This is a genomic window from Streptomyces sp. 1222.5 (assembly GCF_900105245.1).
Lineage (GTDB): Bacteria > Actinomycetota > Actinomycetes > Streptomycetales > Streptomycetaceae > Streptomyces > Streptomyces albidocamelliae.
The window spans coordinates 1,117,532-1,135,155 of sequence record NZ_FNSZ01000001.1 but is presented as its reverse complement, the minus strand read 5'-3'; the positions used below and the strand labels follow the sequence as shown (position 1 = coordinate 1,135,155).

Genomic DNA, 17,624 nt, shown 5'->3' with positions numbered 1-17,624 from the left:
GGATTTCGAGCGCCCCGCGCACGGGACGCGCGCGGCACACTCGGGGTGCGCGCGGGGTGCGTCGGGTGACCACCGTTCACCCGTGGCCGCGGGCAGGTGCGGCGCCCACAATGACCGAGCGGACGGGGCCCGCCCGTCCATCCGCTTGGGGCGGACCCCGTTCGCGACCCCACATCGCGCGATATATATCGGCAGCCGATATATTCTGGTCGCATGACACCGAAGAGCATGACCCGGGCGGCGTTCTTAGTGCTCACGGCGCTCGCCGACCAGCCGCGGCACGGCTACGGCATCCTGCGCGAGGTCGAGGAGCTGTCCGACGGGGAGGTGCAGCTGAGGGTCGGCACCCTGTACGGCGTGCTGGACCGGCTCAGTGCGGACGGCCTGACCGTGCTGGACCGGGAGGAGGTCCGGCAGGGCCGGCTGCGGCGCTACTACCGGCTCACCGACGACGGGGTGGCCGCCCTTGACGCCGAGGCCGAACGGATGGCCGCCGGCGCCGGGGCCGCGAAGCGGCGCATCGCCGAGGGCCGCCGCGCCGGCACCGACGCCGCTCCGAACTCCGGGGGCCCGTCCCGGCCGGGACCCCCCACGGCACCCGGACTCGCGGGAGGCTGCGCATGACCACGCTCCTGGAAGCCCGCTACCGCGCCGTCCTGCGCCTGCTCCCCGCCTATTACCGGCGTGAACGGGAGGAGGAGATGGTCGAAACGTACCTGTGGGACATCGACCGGGCCACGCAGGACCAGAGCCGGCCCACCCTCGGCGAGGTCGCGAGCGTCGCGGCCCTCGCGGTGCGCAGCAGGTTGGGCGGCCCGGACGCGCCCCGCCGGTACGTCCTCCTCGGTTCGAGTGCCCGCCACTTCGCGCTGTTCGCCGTGCTGCTCCAGGCGGCCGCCGCGGTCGTCGACCGGGTACTGGAGCTGACCTGGGCGTTCACCCGGGGCGCCGAAAGCCGGCACCTGTTCCTCACCGGGTTCACCGGCCGCGGCCCGTCCGCCACGGTGTCCGCCGTGTTCACCTGGACGCTGCCCCTGCTGTGGGCGGTCGCCTGGTTCGCCCTGGTGCACGACCGCCCGCGCCTCGCCCGGTCCGCCGCGCTCGGCGCCGCCCTGCCCACCCTCTGGCCGCTGCTCGGTCCACTGGTGGGCGACACGGTGCCGCCGGACCCGCTGTACGGCACGGCCGCCGCGCTGCTCGCCTGGCTGTCGGCGCTCACCCTGTGCGCCGCCCAGCACCGGGACGCGCCGCCCACCCGTCCGCCGCTGGGCTCGCCCGGGCAGGTCCACCTGGCCTGCTGTGTGGTGATGGGCGCGTCCGTCGTCCTGTTCCCGTACACCGCCGACGCCGTCTGGGCACCCGCCACCGGCTTCGTCGTGGGCGCCGTCGGCTGGCTCCTGTGGCGCACCCGCCGCACGGACCGCACACCGCCCGGCGCCGCCCTCGCCCTCGCCGCTCTCGGCCTGCTCATCCTGGCCGTACGGCTCGCGGCGCTCCGGCCCTGGCTGCACGTGCCCGGAGCCGGTCCGCTGGTCGGCGGCGGCCTCGGGCAGACGGCGGCGCTCGCCCTGCTCGTCGCGGCGCTCGCGGTGGTGGGCGGCCGGGAGCTCGCCCGGCGCTGACGGGGATGCGTGGGCCGCCGCCTGCTCAGTGCGGGAACGCCCGGGGCGGCCGCTGCCGCGGCAGCTCGTCGCGGAAGCCGGAGACGGCCGTACTGATCTGGCGCATCAGGACCGTCTCCTCCAGCCGGCCGAGATAGAGGTTGGCCCGTGCCAGCGCCGGCAGGTCGACGCAGAAGTACATCGCCATCAGCGGGTTCACGAACAGCTCGGTGCCACGGGTGCGCTCGGTGAACCGCACGTCGCCGAACTCCCCGCGCACCGCGGCCGCGACGGACCCGTGCACGATGCTCGGGTGGGTGGCGTGGGCCTGCTGGGCGTGGGCCACCGCGTCGAGGTAGGCGGCGCCCTCGGGACTCTCGCGGGGGAGGGAGAAGGCCCCCAGGTAGCCGCCCGCGCGGTCCAGGGCGGCCAGGTTCTCCAGCACCAGCGAGTGGTTGACGCCGTGATGGGCGTCCACGCCGAAACCGAGGCACGCCACGAGCCGCTCAGGGACCTCGTCGAGCCCGGCGACGGCCGCCAGGCTCGCCATGTCCTCCTCCGGGGTGCCGAGCCCGTGCTCGTCCCCGTGCATCAGGATGTCCGTACCGCCGTCCACCAGCACGACCGCGTCCACCCCGCCCAGATGCTCCAGCAGCGCCCGGTAGGCGGCGCGCAGCGGCTGCACACCGGTCTGCGGAAAGGCGTACACGGTGTCCGGCAGGTCCCGCGAGCGGAGCCACCGGGCCAGCGACCGCTCGGGGAAGTAGTCGCCGCGCAGCGGGGTTCCGGGACCCACGGCCGCGACGTCCGGCGCGACCCAGTGGTCGAGATCGAGGCCGTACAGGTCGGCGAAGGACAGGTTGGCCAGATGGACCTCGGCGCCGGCGGACCGCAGCGCGAGGGCGAGGGGCAGTCCGGCGTAGACGTCGAAGCCGCCGCCCGCGCCGGCGACGAGGACCCGCCGCGCCCCGCGCAGCCGGGTGAAGAAGACGGGCTCACGGAGGGAGAACATCGAAGGACCCTAACAGGGCGGCCCCTGCGGTCTGTTGGGTGTCCGCGCGGGCCGGGGTGTGCGGTTCCGGACAGGGCGAGGGGGCCGGCGCCCTTCGGCACCGGCCCCCTCCGGGCTCGACGGGACCGGGGAGTTACGCCCCGCTCTCCCGCAGCATGTCCTCGCGCTCGACGATCTTCACGCGCTCGCGGCCCTGCGGTGCACCGAGCGCCCGCTCGGCGGCGTCCAGCTTGTACCAGCCGTCCCAGGTGGTGACGCGGGCGCCGCGCTCGGCGAGGAAGGCGTCCACGGCCTCCGGCTCCGGGGAGGCCGGCGTGTGCAGACGGCCGCCCGCGTAGTCGTCGAGCAGGTTGCCCACGGTCTCGTTGGCGTCACCCTTGGTGTGACCGATCAGACCGACCGGGCCGCGCCGGATCCAGCCGGTGACGTAGGTGGACTGCAGATGGCCGCCGCCCTCCTCGATCACGCGGCCGCCGTCGTCCGGCACGGTGCCCGAAGTGATGTCCCAGGGCAGCTTGGGCAGCTTGTCGGAGAGGTAGCCGACGGCCCGGTAGACGGCGGTGACGTCCCAGTCCTTGAACTCGCCGGTGCCCTTGACGTTGCCGGTGCCGTCCAGCGCGGTGCGCTCGGTGCGCAGGCCGACGACCTTGCCGTCCTCGCCGAGGATCTCGGTCGGCGACTCGAAGAAGTGCAGGAACAGCTTGTGCGGGCGGTCGCCGACGTCCCGGATCGCCCAGTTCTCCAGCGTCTTGGCGACCATGTCGGCCTGCTTGTTGCCGCGCCGGGTCTCGATCGAGCCGGCGTCGTAGTCGATGTCCTCGGGGTCGACGATGACCTCGATGTTGGGGGAGTGGTCCAGCTCGCGCAGTTCCATCGGGCTGAACTTCGCCTGCGCCGGACCGCGGCGGCCGAAGACGTGGATCTCCCGTGCCTTGTTGGCCTTCAGGCCGTCGTGGACGTTCGGGGGTATCTCGGTCGGGAGCAGCTCGTCGGCGGTCTTGGCGAGGATGCGGGCGACGTCCAGCGCGACGTTGCCGACGCCGAGCACGGCGACCTTCTCGGCCTCCAGCGGCCAGGTGCGCGGCACGTCCGGGTGACCGTCGTACCACAGGACGAAGTCGGCGGCGCCGTAGGAGCCGTCCAGGTCGATGCCCGGGACGGCCAGCTCACGGTCGGCCGTCGCGCCCGTGGAGAAGACCACCGCGTCGTAGAAGGTGCGCAGGTCGTCCAGGCTGATGTCCGTCGGGTAGTCGACGTTGCCGAAGAGGCGGATCTGCGGCTTGTCCAGCACCTGGTGCAGGGCGGTGATGATGCCCTTGATACGCGGGTGATCGGGTGCGACGCCGTACCGGATCAGGCCGAACGGGGCGGGCATCCGCTCGAAGAGGTCGATGGACACACCGGGGTCGGCGGCCACCTCGGACTTGAGCAGGGCGTCGGCGGCGTAGATCCCGGCGGGGCCGGCTCCGACGATGGCTACCCGCAGCGGGCGCGGCATGATCAGGTTCCCTTCGAGCGTGCGACAGGCGTCTCGACTGGGAAGCCTAAACTAAGGCAGCCCTAAGTTAGTACGGGGGTCCGGTCTATGACCTCATAAGGCGATCTTATGCCCTGCCCAGGAGTGCCTTATGGGCGCGAGCCGATGCGGAGCCTCTCTCCCTGTTCCCTCGCGCGGGCCCGTGCGCCAGCCTGTCCCTCGATGCGGCGAACGGCGGCGGCCGACCGGAAGGGGGCGGGGACCGTGGGCGAGGACACGGCGACGATCGCGGCGGTGACGGGCGGCAGCGGATTCGTCGGCAGTCATCTGGTACGGCGTCTGCTGGAACGAGGCTACGAGGTACGGGCCACCGTGCGGCGGGCCTCCGACGGACCCAAGGTGCGCCCGCTGTGGGAGCTCCAGGAGGCGTTCCCCGGCCGGCTGCGGCTGTTCGAGGCCGACCTGCTGACGGAGGGCTCCTTCGACCCGGCCTTCCGCGACTGCTCCGCCGTCTTCCACGTGGCCTCGCCGTTCCTCATGCCCGAGCGCATCAGGGACGGACGACGGGACGTCGTGGAGCCCGCGCTGCTCGGCACCCGCAACGTCCTGGCCGCCGTCGAACGCACCCCCGAGGTGCGGACCCTGGTGTTCACCTCCACCGTGGGCGCGATCTTCGGCGACTACGCCGACGTCCGCGCGATGGACGGCCAGGTGCTGTCGGAACGGTACGTCAACAGCACCAGCACGGTGGAGAACAACCCCTACCACTACGCCAAGACCATGGCGGAGCGCGCCGCGTGGGACGCCGAGGCGGCACAGGACCGCTGGCGCATGGTGTCCGTCAACCCCGGACTGATCCTGGGCCCGTCGTTCACCCCCGCGTCGGACTCGGGCAGTCTCTTCCTGCTCGACGAGCTGTTCCGCGGCTACTTCTGCTACGGCGCCCCCGACTTCAGCTTCACCACGGCGGACGTCCGGGACGTCGCCGACGCGCACATCGCGGCCGCCGAGAACCCCGCGGCGCACGGGCGGTACATCGTCGCGAACGACACCATGACGTCGTTCCACGAGATGTCCCGCATCATCCGCGCCCGGCACCCCCGCGACCTGCGGCTGCCCCGCACCGTGCTGCCGCACTGGCCCGTGCGGATCCTGGGTCCCGCCTTCGGCCTCACCCAGGACTACATCCGGGGGCACCTCGGCATCCGCTTCCGGGTCGACAACCGTCGCGGCATCGACGAACTGGGCCTCACCTACCGGCCGGTGGAGAAGACCCTCCTCGACCACTACGAGTCCCGGCGCGTCCGGCGGCGCCGGGACTGATCCCGGTCAGGCCGGCCGGACGACGCGGTGGATCGCCGCCTCCCCGGCGCCGTAGATCGACTCCTCGCGGATGGTCGACCCCGGTCCGGGGGCGTGGACCATCATGCCGTCGCCGACGTGCAGGCCCACGTGCCGGTCGTCGTCGAAGAAGAGGACGAGATCACCGGGTTCGATCCCGGCGAGCGTGACCGGAGCGCCGGCCAGGGCCTGCTGGTGCGCGGCACGCGGCAGCGCGACACCGGCCGCCCGCCACGCGGCCAGCGTGAGGCTGGAACAGTCGTAGGAATCGGGTCCGGTCGCTCCCCAGACGCACGGCTTGCCGACCTGCGCCCGGGCGAACGCGATGGCCTTCGCGGCACGGAGAGCGCGCGGCGACTCGGGGACGGGCACGGGCAGCGGGAGCGGGTCGGCGGCCGGGGACACCGGGGCGGTGTAGGAGCCGGTGTCCGAGAGAGGGGCGAAGGAGCCGGTGTCGACGACAGGGGTGGGCGCTACCGGGTAGGTGAGGGACCCGGTGTCGGTGAGGGGCGCGGGTGAGTAGGCGGCGGCGCCGGTGTCGGCGAAGGGCGCGGCGGATGTGGGCGGGTAGGTGAAGGACCCGGTGTCCGTGACGGCGGGGGCGGGCGGGTAGGTGAAGGACCCGGTGTCCGTGACGGCGGGGGCGGGCGGGTAGGTGAAGGACCCGGTGTCCGTGACGGCGGTGGGCGCCGGTGGGTAGGTGAAGGACCCGGTGTCCGTGACGGCGGGGGCGGGCTGGTAGGTGAAGGACCCGGTGTCCGTGACGCCGGTGGGCGCCGGTGGGTAGGTGAAGGAGCCGGTGTCGGTCACGGGGGTCGCCGTGGGCATGGTCCGCACTCCCGCGGCCGGCATCGCCAGGGCGGCCGCCGCCGGACCGGGTGCCTCCCACGCGGGCTGCCGCCACTGCTCCGCCTGAGCCGGCTGGGCCGTCTGCGCGGCCTGGCCCGAGGGCGGCTCGGCCAGTTGCTGTGCACCGGCGTAGGAAGAGGAGTGTGCCCAGGCGGGGTCCGGTACCCAGCCCGCACCTCCGCCGGGCAAGTCATCCGCGAAGTAAGGCTGTTGGACGGTTTGGACAACGGGCACCGCCGTCCGGACGCTCTCCGTGGCCTGCCGGGGGAACGCGGGCGGCTCCGTCGCCGGACCGGCCGTCAGGGCGGCCGTCGCGCGGCCGTCGCGCGGGAGGAGGGTGTCGGACAGCAGGAGAGCCGGGCCATCCGTCTCCGCAGTCCGCCGGTCACCGGCGGGCAGGGCCCGGACCTCCCCTCCGCCGCCGGCGAGGCCGACGGCGTCCACGCCCTCGCCCGGCGGCAGCCCGAGGGAGTCCCCTCCACCTGCCGGAAGGGCCAAAGCCTCCCTGTCGCCGGCAGGAAGAGCGAGGACTTCCCTGTCGGGACCCGGAAGAGCGAGTTCCCTCCGGTCGCCGCCCGTGAGCGCGCGGCTCTCCCGGTCGGCCCCCGGAAGACCGCCCATCCCGTCGCGCGGACGCGCGGGCGCGGCGGGCAGCCGGTCGGCGGGCAGGACGGCGGGGACGGTCGGACCGAGTGTGGCGCGTACCCCGTCGAACCACTGCCGGGCCACCGCGTCGTGCGCGGGATCCTGGCCGGACGACCCCCGCCGCTTGGCCAGCGGAACGCCCCGGGACCGCGTGCGGGCCGCCATGGCCCGGGTCGCGTTGAAGTTCCCGGTCGCGTTCTCCGCCCGGTCGTAGAGGGAATCGATCCGCTGCCGAACCTCGTCGCGGTTCTCCGGCGCCATGGAAGACGTGCTCCTTCCTTGCCCCGCAGGGCAGTTGCCCCGCAGGGCAGTTGGGCCGTCCCGCCCGACCCGTCGAGCACCCGGCGCCGGACCACACGGCGGCTCGCCGGGGCTCAGCCGGGCGGCCTCGCGTCAACCTAGCCAACGTGTGTACCTCGTGTGAAGGTTGAGGTGTGGAATGTCCGATACGTATTCGTGATGTTCGTGACGACGTTCGACCGGGAAGAGATGTGCCTCACGTTTTCCTGTGAGATCCCGGTGAATTCGCGATTCGGTTGAACACAGTGGCACCGTCCTCCGTATGAGGCTCGGGGGAACTCCATGCCCGAGACCGGCGATGAGACACAGGGGACGACCTTGGTACGCAACAGGCGCAGACGCCCGACCGGCGCACGACGCGCGACCTTCGCAGCGGTCGCCCTGATGCTGGGCGGAGGCGGGCTCGTGGCGGCCAACGTCTACGCCTCGGCCTCCGAAGGCTGGGGCGACGGCTCCACCACCACCTCGGGACAGGTTCTCTCGTCGGGCATGGCGACCATCGACTGCCCCGATGTCGGCAGCCGGCTCACGGACGTACCGGACGGGGCCCGTGAGGACGTCGACCGTCAACTCGCCGCGCTGGACCAGCAGACGGCGGCGGCCTACCAGCAGCTCCGCGCCGCGGGACAGGCCGGCGGTCAGGACGCCGACTCCGTCGACGACTCCATCATGAACCCGCTGAAGGAGAAGCGGGCGGAGACCATCGGCAGGATGGCCGACGCCATCGACCGCGCGGGCGACCGCTCCGAGGGCCTGGACGACCTGGCCGGCTGCACCCTGCGGCCCGGCGAGGGCGGCGGCAACGGCGACGGGGCGACCGCCGCCCCGAGCGCGGGATCCCAGCAGGGCGGGGAGAGCCAGGCGCCGGGCGGCGCGGGACAGGGCGGCAACGGCCCCGTCGTCTCCGACTACGTCGACATCACCTCCGTACAGCCCGACGCGCAGAACCCGCCCCAGCAGTCCGGCGCCTCGCGCGGTTCCTTCGCCTCCGACTGCGGCGTCAACGCGAACGGCCTGTTCAACTCGGACAACGTCATCGTCGCTCCGGGAGTCACCAACGGCGCCCACCACTTCCACGACTACATCGGCAACCAGAGCAACACCGCCTTCGCGAGCGACGAGGACCTCGCCGACGCCAAGACGAGCTGTGTGGACCAGGGCGACAAGTCCACCTACTACTGGCCCGTGATACGCCTGCAGAACGGCACCCAGGAGCGCGACGCCGGGTCGCCGGGCGGCGGCACGGAGGGCAACGCGGGCAAGATCGTCACGCCCAAGCAGGTGACGCTGACGTTCGTGGGCAACCCGCGCGAGAAGGTCACGGCGATGCCGCGCCTGCTGCGCATCATCACCGGCGACGCCAAGGCGTTCGTCAACGGCCCCGGCAACGCGAACGCGTCCTGGAGCTGCACCGGTTTCGAGAACCGGCAGCTGAAGGACAAGTACCCGCTGTGCCCGCAGGGCAGTGACGTCGTCCGCACCTTCCGGTTCCAGAGCTGCTGGGACGGCCGCAACATCGACAGCGCCAACCACCGCACCCACGTGGCCTTCACGGGCGCCGACGGCGCCTGCCCGGCCGGCTTCCGGGCGATACCCCAGCTGGTGCAGCGGATCGTCTACGACATCGACGCGCCGAGCGTCCAGGACGGCGGCCGTACCGTACCGCTGTTCGCGGTGGACTCCTTCCCGGAGCAGCTGCACAAGCCCGTCACCGACCACGGCGACTTCATCAACGTCTTCGACGAGGACCTGATGGGCAAGATGGTCGACTGCATCAACTCCGGCCGCACCTGCGGTCCGGACGGCGGCGACGGCGGTGACAACGGCGACGGCGCTGGCAACGGCACCGGTGACGGCGGCAATTCGACCGCGTCGCCGACGGCGGGTCCCGGCGACGGGGCGACGGCGACGCCCACCGCGAGCTCCGGTGCCACGGCCGGACCCGGCGACGACGCCACCGGCGAACCGGGCGACGGCGACACGGCGGCACCCGGCGACGACAACACCACGGCACCCGGCGGCGACGGAACCGCCGCGCCCACGGCCTCCGCGGACGGCCAGGCGCCCAGGACCGAGGCGTCCACCTCGCCCGGCCGCACCACCAAGCACGACAAGGGCGACAAGGCCACACCGGCCAAGTCGGCCGAGCCCCGGTCCACTTCGGCTGACTCCGCGCCGGCCCCGGCAGCCTCCGCATCCGGCTCCTCCGCGCCCGCCTCGTCGGCTTCGGACCAGGCCTCCGCCGCCGCCTACCCGTCGCCGGCGGGCGCGCAGACCGAACCCCAGGCGTCCCGGGGCAGCCTGGCGGAGACGGGCGCACAACTGTGGCCCGCGGCCATCGGCGTGCTGCTCGCCCTTTCGGGCCTGTTCATGCTGGTGCGGGCCAAGCGTCTGCGCTACTGAACGTCCCCCGCGACGACCGGCACGGCCGGACCCGGGACACGACCGTCCCGGAACCGTCGCACGGCGGTCACCCCTCGCAAGGGTGGCCGCCGTGCGGCGTGCGGGCCCGGAGACGTGGTGTCCCCGCCCCGAGGGATTCGATCCTCTCTCGCTTCAGGAACTCCCCGCGACCGCCCGGCGGAACGGGCGGTGCGATCATCCCCGCGTTCGGCCGCGTCACCCGTGCCGGTGATCACCCGCGAGGCGGCCCACGGTGGTGCCCGCCGCGCCGCCACCCTGAGGGGATGCACCACCAGTTCCGCGTTCTCACCGCGCTCGCCGCCCTGCTGTTCACCGCGGGCTGCGTCCACATCCCCGCCCACCGGACCTCGCCCTCGGCCATGGAGGCCGCCACCGTCCGTGCGCCGTCGCCCGCCGTCGCGTCCGTCGGCCAGGCCCCCGCCCGCGGTGCCCTCGTCGACACCGGCACCGACGCCAAGCCGAAGCAGCCCGCCCGCCGCCAGGGCGCCCGGCACCGCCCGGCGAGGCCCGCCCCGCACCCGCACCCCCGCATGCCGGTACGGTCCGCGCCGCGGCACCGCACGGCACCCCACCGCCCCGACGCGGCCGAGCACCGCCACCGCGTCCCGCGTCCCCACCCGGCCCGCCCCCGCACCCCGCGGCCGGGCACCACCGACGACATGCGCACCGTGTGCCGCCTGGCCCACCAGCCCGCCGCTCCCGCCGAGGCGGGCACCCTGTGCGACACCTACCTGCGCTGACCGACCATCCGCACCACACAGCAGGGCCCCGCGCGCGCGGGGCCCTGCCGCGTCCGCGCCCCGCCGTCCGCCTGAGGCGTCGTCGGATTTTGCCCGCGTTGGCATGGACCTGACTTTCCGGCGTGGCTACGCTCTGCCCCAGCCAAGCATGAGAGCGCTCTCACGAACCACTGTCCCGCCCCCCACTCGAACGACGAAGGGCAACCCCCCATGAGCGAACGCAGACTTGTGCACGTGGTCCTGGCCGCACTCCTGACCGTCGGAGGATGGGGCGCGGCGAGCGCGTTCCCCGCCGCGGCGGCCAGGCCCGCGCCGGAGCGAGCCCTCCCCACCCCGTCCCCGAAGCCGGCGTCCGACTCGATCGTGGCCGCCATGAGCAGGGATCTCGGTCTCACCAGGAAGCAGGCCGAGACGCGGCTGGCGTCGGAGAAGGCTGCCTCCGCCCTCGACCCGAAGGTGCGCCGAATCGCCGCGAACACCTACGGAGGATCCTGGTACGACGCCACGCGCGGACGGCTCGCGGTGGCGCTCACACCCAACGCCCCCACGGCAACCGTCCGGGCGATCGAGGCGGCGGGAGCCGACGTCCGCACGGTCGCCCACAGCGCCCGGCGACTGAAGGCCGTCAAGGCGCGCATCGACCGGCTCCCGGCCCCCTCGGGGGTCAGCAGCTGGCGCGTCGACCCCAGGGCCAACACGGTGGTGGTCGACATCGTGCGCGGCCGACGTGCTGACAACGATGTCCGGCGCTTCCTGTCACGAGCCCGGAAGGCGGGCCCCGTCACCGTCGGGACCGTCTCCGCGGCCCCGCGGACCTTCGCCGCCGGCACCGTCGGCGGCGACCCCTACTACACGGGCAACGTCCGCTGCTCCATAGGCTTCTCGGTGTACGGCGGCTTCGTGACCGCCGGGCACTGCGGACAGCCGGGCGCCGGAGTCAGCGGCTGGGACCACTCCTACATCGGCACCTTCCAGGGCTCCTCGTTCCCGGACAACGACTACGCCTGGGTGAGCGTCGGCAGCGGCTGGTGGACGGTTCCGGTCGTCCTCGGCTGGGGTCAGGTGTCCGACCAGCTCGTGCGTGGCTCGGCCGTCGCGCCCCCCGGCTCCTCGATCTGCCGCTCGGGATCGACCTCCCATTGGCACTGCGGCACGGTGCTCGCCCTGAACGAGACCGTCAACTACAGCCAGGGTGCCGTGCACGAGGTGACGAAGACGAGCGTCTGCGCCGAGCCCGGTGACTCCGGCGGCTCCTTCATCAGCGGTGACCAGGCCCAGGGCGTCACCTCCGGCGGCTGGGGCAACTGCTCCGGCGGCGGCGAGACCTGGTTCCAGCCGGTCAACGAGATCCTGAACCGCTACGGCCTGACCCTGCACACGGCCTGACCGCGGCCCTTGGACACGCGGGGTTCCGTGTGCACGACGGCGGAGCCCCGCGTGCCACGGCGTGGGGTGGCGTGCGGCTCCGGGCCACCCCACCGCCGAGCGGACCGCACATGAGGTTGCCGGGGTCCCCCGGGTCGTCGCTCGTCCAGAACTGCGTCCACAGGAATGCGCACTCGGAGCGGGAGAGACAGCCGTCGCCGTCCTGGCCGAGGTGGTCGAAGACGTCTGCGGTCTCGACGGGCCGACCGTGCCAGGCGTGGATGAGCCGCCGGTGTTCGGTCCGCGAGATCCGGCAGTCCCGGTCGTCGTCCACGGCGTCGAAGACGACGTCGGCGTGGCCGTCGTCTCCGCGCGCATGGCGGGCAGCCGATCGGCCACGCCGAGAATCCCGTCCATGTCGATCCGGGCGGCGCCGCCCGGGCCGGTTGCCGCCGCGAGGCGCCCCACCAGCCCATCATCACGTTCTCCACCCGCCCTGCCGGCGCCGGCTCCCCGGCCACCCGCGGCGTACGGCATCACCTGGCGGTGAGCGCTTCGAAGTCCTGCTGCTCAAGGTAGCCGTTGCCGTCCGCGTCGAACGCGTCGAACATCGCCCGGAGCTTGTTCCGCTGGAACTCACCGGCCATGCCGGATCTCCCCACTCGCCGTTCTCGGGAGAGACCCTTTCCCTGCCTGCCGTCCGGGCAACGGCGTGCGGAAGCGCGACGCCGCGCCCGCCGACCGGACCCTCGCGACAAGTGCGCCGTTGGCGATGGTTTGACCGTTTCGCCGCGGCCGACGAGGCGGGCGCCGACGCCTGCGGGGGCCTGCCGGAGTGAGTGCGGCCACGACTCAATGTTTCATGAGTGTTGCATTTCATCGGACACGTGTGCGCGGGAATCGAAAGTTTCGCTGATAACTTGTGAATGCCGCTGCGAGGTTGTTCAGTTCACCCGCGCGAGCAAGATCAAGCACGTAGAAAGGGGCGCCGTGACCGAGGCGTCGCAGGGGGAGGACCGGCCCGGGAAAAGGGGCGGTCGTGACGAGGGCTCGTTCGACGGCGACGAGACCCTCTTCCTGAGGGTCGGCGCTCCACGAGCGGACGAGACCATGCAACTGCGGGTGCCGCCGCCCGAGCCGGTCGCCGGGGGCGGCCGGGCCGAGCGCCGGCGCAGTGCCCGGCCCTCGGCCCAGGAGCGCGTCACGGTGCCGCTGGCGCGGGCGCTCGCGCCGCTGGCCCCGTACGCCCGCCGGCTCGCGCCGTACGCACGCCGTCTCAAGCCTCTCTACCCCCGGCCCAATCGCACCGGGTGGCGGCGCTGGATACCCTCCTGGCGCCAGTGGATCGGCGGAATCCTGGGAGCGTTCAGCCTCCTCGGGGCGTTCCTCTTCACCGCGTACGCGCTCACCGACATACCGAGCAACCTCAACACGTACGCCACGCAGCAGGACAACGTCTACTTCTGGTCCGACGGCACGCCGATGGCGCGCACCGGGTGGGTGCAGCGGCAGGCGATGCCGTTGAAGGACATACCCGAGGACGTCCGCTGGGCCGTGCTCGCGGCGGAGAACCAGAATTTCTATACGGATCCGGGTGTTTCCGTCAAAGGCCTCACCAGGGCTCTGTACCGCACGGTGGGTCAGGGGGACACCGAAGGTGGTTCCACCATCACTCAGCAGTACGTGAAGAACGTTTATCTTACGCAGAACCGGACCATTACCCGGAAATTCACCGAAGCGATGATCGCCCTCAAGCTCGACAACAAGATGAGCAAGGACAAGATCCTCGAGGGCTACCTCAACACCAGTTGGTTCGGGCGCGGCACCTACGGCATCCAGCGGGCCGCGCAAGCGTATTACGGCAAGGACGTCAGCAAGCTCAACGCCTCCGAGGCGGCCATGCTGGCCTCGCTGCTCAAGGGCGCCAGCCTCTACGACCCCACCCTTGGCAAGGCCAACCACCAGCGGGCCGAGGAGCGCTGGACCTGGATCCTCGACCGCATGGTCAAGATCGGCAAGCTGTCGCCTCGGGAGCGGGCCACGTACAAGACGTTCCCGGAGCCGCTGAAGAGCAACCCGCTCTACAACACCGGTGAGCAGAGCGACTACCTGGTGGAGCTGGCCTCGCAGTACGCCAAGAAGGCCGGCCACCTGACCGACAAACAGTTCGACCTGGGCGGATACCAGATCTACACGACCTTCGACCGAAAGCGGGAGAAGGCGCTCACCGACGCCGTCACCCAGGCCCGCAAGAAGGCCGGACGGGAGAACCCCAAGGCCGCGAAGAACGGGCACTACGGGGGTGCCTCGGTCGCCACCGACGGACGCATCCTCGCCGTCTACGGCGGTCCCGACCACCGCAAGCAGGGCTACAACGAGTCCAACGCCACCACCGTTCCCGCCGGAAGCGCGTTCCAGCCATTCGTCTACGCCGCGGGCCTCGAGCACGGTGCCCACCTCACCCGCGGCGGCCCCGCGACCCCGGTCACCCCGGACAGCGTCTACGACGGAGACGACGGCGTGCCCGTCACCACCCCCGAGGGCCCCTACTGGGACCGCAGCGGCAAGAAGGTCGCCGCGCACAACGAGGGCCGCAAGTCCTACGGCCGGATCACCCTGCGCCAGGCTCTCACCCAGTCGGTGAACACCCCGTTCATGCAGCTCGGGATGGACACCGGTCTGGAACGGGTCCGCCAGACCGCCGAGGCCTCCGGGCTGCTGCCCTCCAGCATGGGCCCGCAGGTGCCCGCCCTCTCGCTGGGCAGCTCGACACCCAGCGCGATCCGGATGGCCAGTGGCTACGCCACCTTCGCCGCCGGGGGCACGCACACCGAGCCGTACTCGGTGCGCCGCATCACCCGCAACGGCGCGCCGGTCGCGCTGACCGTCCCGCGCGCGCACCGCGCGATCGGCGCCCAGGTGGCCGAGGACGTCAGCGAGGCACTCGTCGACTCGTTCCGCGCGACGCACCCGCAGGCGGCCGCCGCCGAGCCGGGGACGGGCGGGAAGGCGGGCACCACCGAGAAGGACACCGCCTCCTGGTACGCCGGAACCGCCGACTCCGTGTCCACGGCGGTCGTGGTGTACCGGATCGACCTGACGAAGTCCCTGGAGCCGCTGCCGCTCGAAGGGCTGGCCGGAACCAGTACCGACAGCGTCCCGTACGACCTCTGGTCGGCCGCGACGGGTCTTGACTGACCGAGAGACCCGCCCCTTCCACGTCCCCTCCGGAGAATGAGCCGCGCATGCCCACCAACAAGCCGACGGGCCGCCGTCGGGCCACGCCCAGCCGCCGCCTCCCCGCCACCACCCGGCCGAAGGTCCTGACACTCGCCGCGTTCCTCGTCGTGGCGTCGCTGGTCGCCGGGTACCTGGCGCTCAGCCGCCCGGACGACACCGCGCCGGCCGCCTCGGCGGGCAAGAAGCCCTCGACCGCCCCGAAGGCCGGGGCGACACCCCATTGGGACGGCAAGACCCGGGTGCTCGGCGACGGCTCCACCTCTTACACCGGCCCGCAGCGCGGCCAGCTGAAGGCGGTGCCCCTCAAGCCGGGGGAGAAGCCGCCCCAGTTCGTGGTGTTCTCCTGGGACGGTGCCCTGGAGGGCAGCGACCACCTCTTCTCGCACTACCGGGACCTGGCCAAGCAGTACGACGCCCACATGACCTTCTTCCTCACCGGCATCTACCTGCTGCCCAAGAGCGAGAAGAGCAAGTACCACGGCCCCATGCACTCGCCCGGCGACGCGGCGATCGACTACGCCACCGACGACCACATCCGCACCACGCTGGAGCAGCTCTCCCTCGCCTACGAGCAGGGCAACGAGATCGGCACCCACTTCAACGGCCACTTCTGCGACGCCAAGGGCGGCGGCGACTGGAGCGTTCAGCAGTGGAAGAGCGAGATCGACCAGTTCTTCTCCTTCGCGGAGCACTGGAAGACGAACACCGGCTTCAAGGACGTCCCGCCGTTGCCCTTCGACTTCAAGCGGGAGGTCACCGGTGGCCGCGCGCCCTGCCTGGAGGGCCAGCCGAACCTGCTGAAGGCCATCAAGAGCTACGGCTGGCGCTACGACGCCAGCTCCCCGGGCGACTTCCAGATATGGCCCTCCAAGAAGAAGGGCATCTGGGACTTCCCGCTCCAGATGCTGCCGTACGAGAAGGGCAAGTACCAGGGCCTGTCGATGGACTTCAACTTCCTCTACAACCAGTCCGACGGGGAGACCCAGGGTGATCCGGCCGAGTTTCCCCAGTGGCAGCAGCAGACCGTGGACTCGTACATGGCCGGCTTCAACCGGGTGTACTACGGCAGCCGGGCGCCGCTGTTCATCGGCAACCACTTCGAGGACTGGAACGGCGGCATCTACATGAAGTCCGTCGACCAGGTGGTCAAGGACGTCTGCTCCAAGAAGGGCGTCAAGTGCGTGTCCTTCAAGGAGCTGGCCGACTGGCTGGACGTGCAGAAGCCGGAGACCCTGACGGCCCTGCGCAGCCTCGACCCCGCCCAGTCGCCGGACTGGTCCACGGTGGTCAAGTGACCTGGGGGGTCTGATGATTCCACTTGCGTATACCCCCTTCACAACCCCGGCACATGACATGGGAAGATCTCACTCCCCCGGTAGGTGTACCGGAGTGAAGGGGAACATCATTGAAATCGAGAAGACTGAGCCGTAAGGGGCGCCGCGCCTCCATAGTCACGGTCGCCGCCGCCTCGGTGGTCGCCGGCGTGGCGCTGGTGCCCAACTGGAGCGCGGGCGCGGCGGTGACCGACGACCCGACGGTGGACGCCAGGACCAAGGCGACCTTCCAGCGTCTGGCCGACGCGGTGTTCACCGACCGCACCCAGGCCCTCGTGGACGGCACCGGGAAGTCCCGGACCCGCCACGCCGCCGGGTTCTCCGGGTCGGTGCGGCTGTCCGGTGGTCAGACCCGCCGGCAGGACTCCGCCCTGGGACAGCTGCGTGACCGCCGCAGCGTGCTCGCCAAGCTCGGCGAGAAGTACAGCGCGGGCGCCACGAAGGTCGTCCTGGACGCCACCCAGGTCGACGGCCGCCGGGCCAAGGTCGCCGTGACCGAGACGACGACGCTCACCTACGAGCGCCCGGTGTCGAAGGACCAGAAGACCACCGGTTTCCAGGCCCACCACGAGCTGACCTTCCAGGCCGACCGCAAGGGCGACTGGCAGCTCACCGGCATCCACGACACGGACGACGGCTACCTGGCCGTCAACCAGGTCGCCAAGCCGTCCGTGCCCTCGGTGAAGACCGCGGACGACAGCCCGCCGGACGCGACCCGCTCGGCCACCTCCTGGCCGGCCCCGGCCAATCCGAAGAACTTCTCGGCCACCGGGTACAACTACCAGGCCATGGCCACGTACGCGGCCAAGTACTGGAAGAACTACAACACCGCCTACCCGGACTTCAACGGGCAGGGTGCCGGGGGCGACTGCACCAACTTCGTCAGCCAGTCCCTGAAGGCGGGCGGCTGGAAGCACGTGCCCGGTTACACCAACGACTGGCACAAGTGGTTCGGCACCGCCGACATCCAGTCCGACTCCTTCGTCGGTGTGAACGAGTTCTCCTGGTTCGCCCTGTCGTCCAAGCGGGTCACCAGCCTGGCGAACGTCTACCAGCTCGACGTCGGCGACGTCCTGCAGATGGACTTCAACCGGGACGGGTCCAAGGACCACTCGATGATCGTCACCTACCGCGACCGCTCCGGTGTGCCGTACGTGACGTACCACTCGACCAACACGTACAACCGGTCGGTGGCCAGCCTCGTCGCGTCGTACCCGACCGCGGCGTTCTACGCCTACCGCACCTGATCCGGGGGCGCGCCACGCGCCCTGCACCGGAACCCGGCCCGCCCGGTAC

The 17,624-nt window shown here is 71.8% G+C and carries 12 protein-coding genes; 9 read left to right on the top strand and 3 right to left on the bottom strand.

Features of this window, described 5'->3' with window-relative positions:
- The first annotated feature begins 213 nt into the window (after nucleotides 1-213).
- Together BLW57_RS05155 and BLW57_RS05150 are read left to right on the top strand one after the other, a co-directional pair.
- Nucleotides 214-624, top strand: a complete 411-nt coding sequence (locus BLW57_RS05155) for a PadR family transcriptional regulator (protein WP_371127776.1) — start codon at nucleotides 214-216, stop codon at nucleotides 622-624.
- The gene (locus BLW57_RS05150) at nucleotides 621-1,622 is read left to right on the top strand and encodes a hypothetical protein (protein ID WP_093472460.1); all 1,002 of its coding nucleotides are present in this window, start codon (nucleotides 621-623) and stop codon (nucleotides 1,620-1,622) included. The genes BLW57_RS05155 and BLW57_RS05150 overlap by 4 nt, the downstream gene beginning before the upstream one ends.
- Nucleotides 1,623-1,647: 25 nt before the next feature.
- Here the strand turns inward: BLW57_RS05150 and BLW57_RS05145 are convergent, their stop codons facing one another.
- Both BLW57_RS05145 and BLW57_RS05140 read right to left on the bottom strand, forming a co-directional pair.
- A complete protein-coding gene (locus BLW57_RS05145) occupies nucleotides 1,648-2,613 on the bottom strand; it encodes a DUF1152 domain-containing protein (protein WP_093472459.1) in 966 nt (321 codons plus the stop codon).
- Nucleotides 2,614-2,746: 133 nt separating this feature from the next.
- Entirely contained in the window at nucleotides 2,747-4,111 is a 1,365-nt protein-coding gene (locus BLW57_RS05140) for an FAD-dependent oxidoreductase (RefSeq protein WP_093472457.1), read from the bottom strand.
- Nucleotides 4,112-4,354: 243 nt separating this feature from the next.
- Here BLW57_RS05140 and BLW57_RS05135 point away from each other — a divergent pair, with 243 nt between their 5' ends.
- Nucleotides 4,355-5,413 (top strand): NAD-dependent epimerase/dehydratase family protein, encoded by a 1,059-nt coding sequence (locus BLW57_RS05135; RefSeq protein WP_256339396.1) that lies wholly within the window; start codon nucleotides 4,355-4,357, stop codon nucleotides 5,411-5,413.
- 6 nt (nucleotides 5,414-5,419) lie between these two features.
- On the opposite strand, the gene BLW57_RS43015 is transcribed toward BLW57_RS05135, so the two are convergent.
- A complete protein-coding gene (locus BLW57_RS43015) occupies nucleotides 5,420-7,186 on the bottom strand; it encodes a C40 family peptidase (RefSeq protein WP_371127775.1) in 1,767 nt (588 codons plus the stop codon).
- Nucleotides 7,187-7,609: 423 nt separating this feature from the next.
- Here BLW57_RS43015 and BLW57_RS05125 point away from each other — a divergent pair, with 423 nt between their 5' ends.
- The 6 genes from BLW57_RS05125 to BLW57_RS05095 all read left to right on the top strand — a co-directional run bounded on the left by BLW57_RS05125 (nucleotide 7,610) and on the right by BLW57_RS05095 (nucleotide 17,575).
- Entirely contained in the window at nucleotides 7,610-9,628 is a 2,019-nt protein-coding gene (locus BLW57_RS05125; RefSeq protein ID WP_093480540.1) for a DUF1996 domain-containing protein, read from the top strand.
- A gap of 284 nt (nucleotides 9,629-9,912) precedes the next feature.
- On the top strand, nucleotides 9,913-10,389 hold the full coding sequence (locus BLW57_RS05120; RefSeq protein ID WP_093472454.1) for a hypothetical protein: 477 nt from the start codon (nucleotides 9,913-9,915) through the stop codon (nucleotides 10,387-10,389).
- A gap of 210 nt (nucleotides 10,390-10,599) precedes the next feature.
- Entirely contained in the window at nucleotides 10,600-11,775 is a 1,176-nt protein-coding gene (locus BLW57_RS05115; RefSeq protein ID WP_093472453.1) for a S1 family peptidase, read from the top strand.
- Nucleotides 11,776-12,864: 1,089 nt separating this feature from the next.
- Complete coding sequence (locus tag BLW57_RS05105; RefSeq protein WP_093480539.1) at nucleotides 12,865-14,952, top strand: transglycosylase domain-containing protein; 2,088 nt, start codon at nucleotides 12,865-12,867, stop codon at nucleotides 14,950-14,952.
- Nucleotides 14,953-14,999: 47 nt separating this feature from the next.
- A complete protein-coding gene (locus BLW57_RS05100) occupies nucleotides 15,000-16,289 on the top strand; it encodes a polysaccharide deacetylase family protein (RefSeq protein ID WP_093472451.1) in 1,290 nt (429 codons plus the stop codon).
- A gap of 176 nt (nucleotides 16,290-16,465) precedes the next feature.
- Nucleotides 16,466-17,575: an amidase domain-containing protein gene (locus BLW57_RS05095; RefSeq protein ID WP_256339797.1), complete on the top strand. Its 1,110-nt coding sequence runs from the start codon at nucleotides 16,466-16,468 to the stop codon at nucleotides 17,573-17,575.
- Nucleotides 17,576-17,624 lie beyond the last annotated feature (49 nt).

Bases quoted from the DNA above. Each gene is read 5' to 3' on its own strand.
- BLW57_RS05155 (WP_371127776.1), top strand. From the start codon at position 214: ATGACACCGAAGAGCATGACCCGGGCGGCGTTCTTAGTGCTCACGGCG.
- BLW57_RS05150 (WP_093472460.1), top strand. From the start codon at position 621: ATGACCACGCTCCTGGAAGCCCGCTACCGCGCCGTCCTGCGCCTGCTC.
- BLW57_RS05145 (WP_093472459.1), bottom strand. From the start codon at position 2,613: ATGTTCTCCCTCCGTGAGCCCGTCTTCTTCACCCGGCTGCGCGGGGCG.
- BLW57_RS05140 (WP_093472457.1), bottom strand. From the start codon at position 4,111: ATGCCGCGCCCGCTGCGGGTAGCCATCGTCGGAGCCGGCCCCGCCGGG.
- BLW57_RS43015 (WP_371127775.1), bottom strand. From the start codon at position 7,186: ATGGCGCCGGAGAACCGCGACGAGGTTCGGCAGCGGATCGATTCCCTC.
- BLW57_RS05125 (WP_093480540.1), top strand. From the start codon at position 7,610: ATGCTGGGCGGAGGCGGGCTCGTGGCGGCCAACGTCTACGCCTCGGCC.
- BLW57_RS05120 (WP_093472454.1), top strand. From the start codon at position 9,913: ATGCACCACCAGTTCCGCGTTCTCACCGCGCTCGCCGCCCTGCTGTTC.
- BLW57_RS05115 (WP_093472453.1), top strand. From the start codon at position 10,600: ATGAGCGAACGCAGACTTGTGCACGTGGTCCTGGCCGCACTCCTGACC.
- BLW57_RS05105 (WP_093480539.1), top strand. From the start codon at position 12,865: ATGCAACTGCGGGTGCCGCCGCCCGAGCCGGTCGCCGGGGGCGGCCGG.
- BLW57_RS05100 (WP_093472451.1), top strand. From the start codon at position 15,000: ATGCCCACCAACAAGCCGACGGGCCGCCGTCGGGCCACGCCCAGCCGC.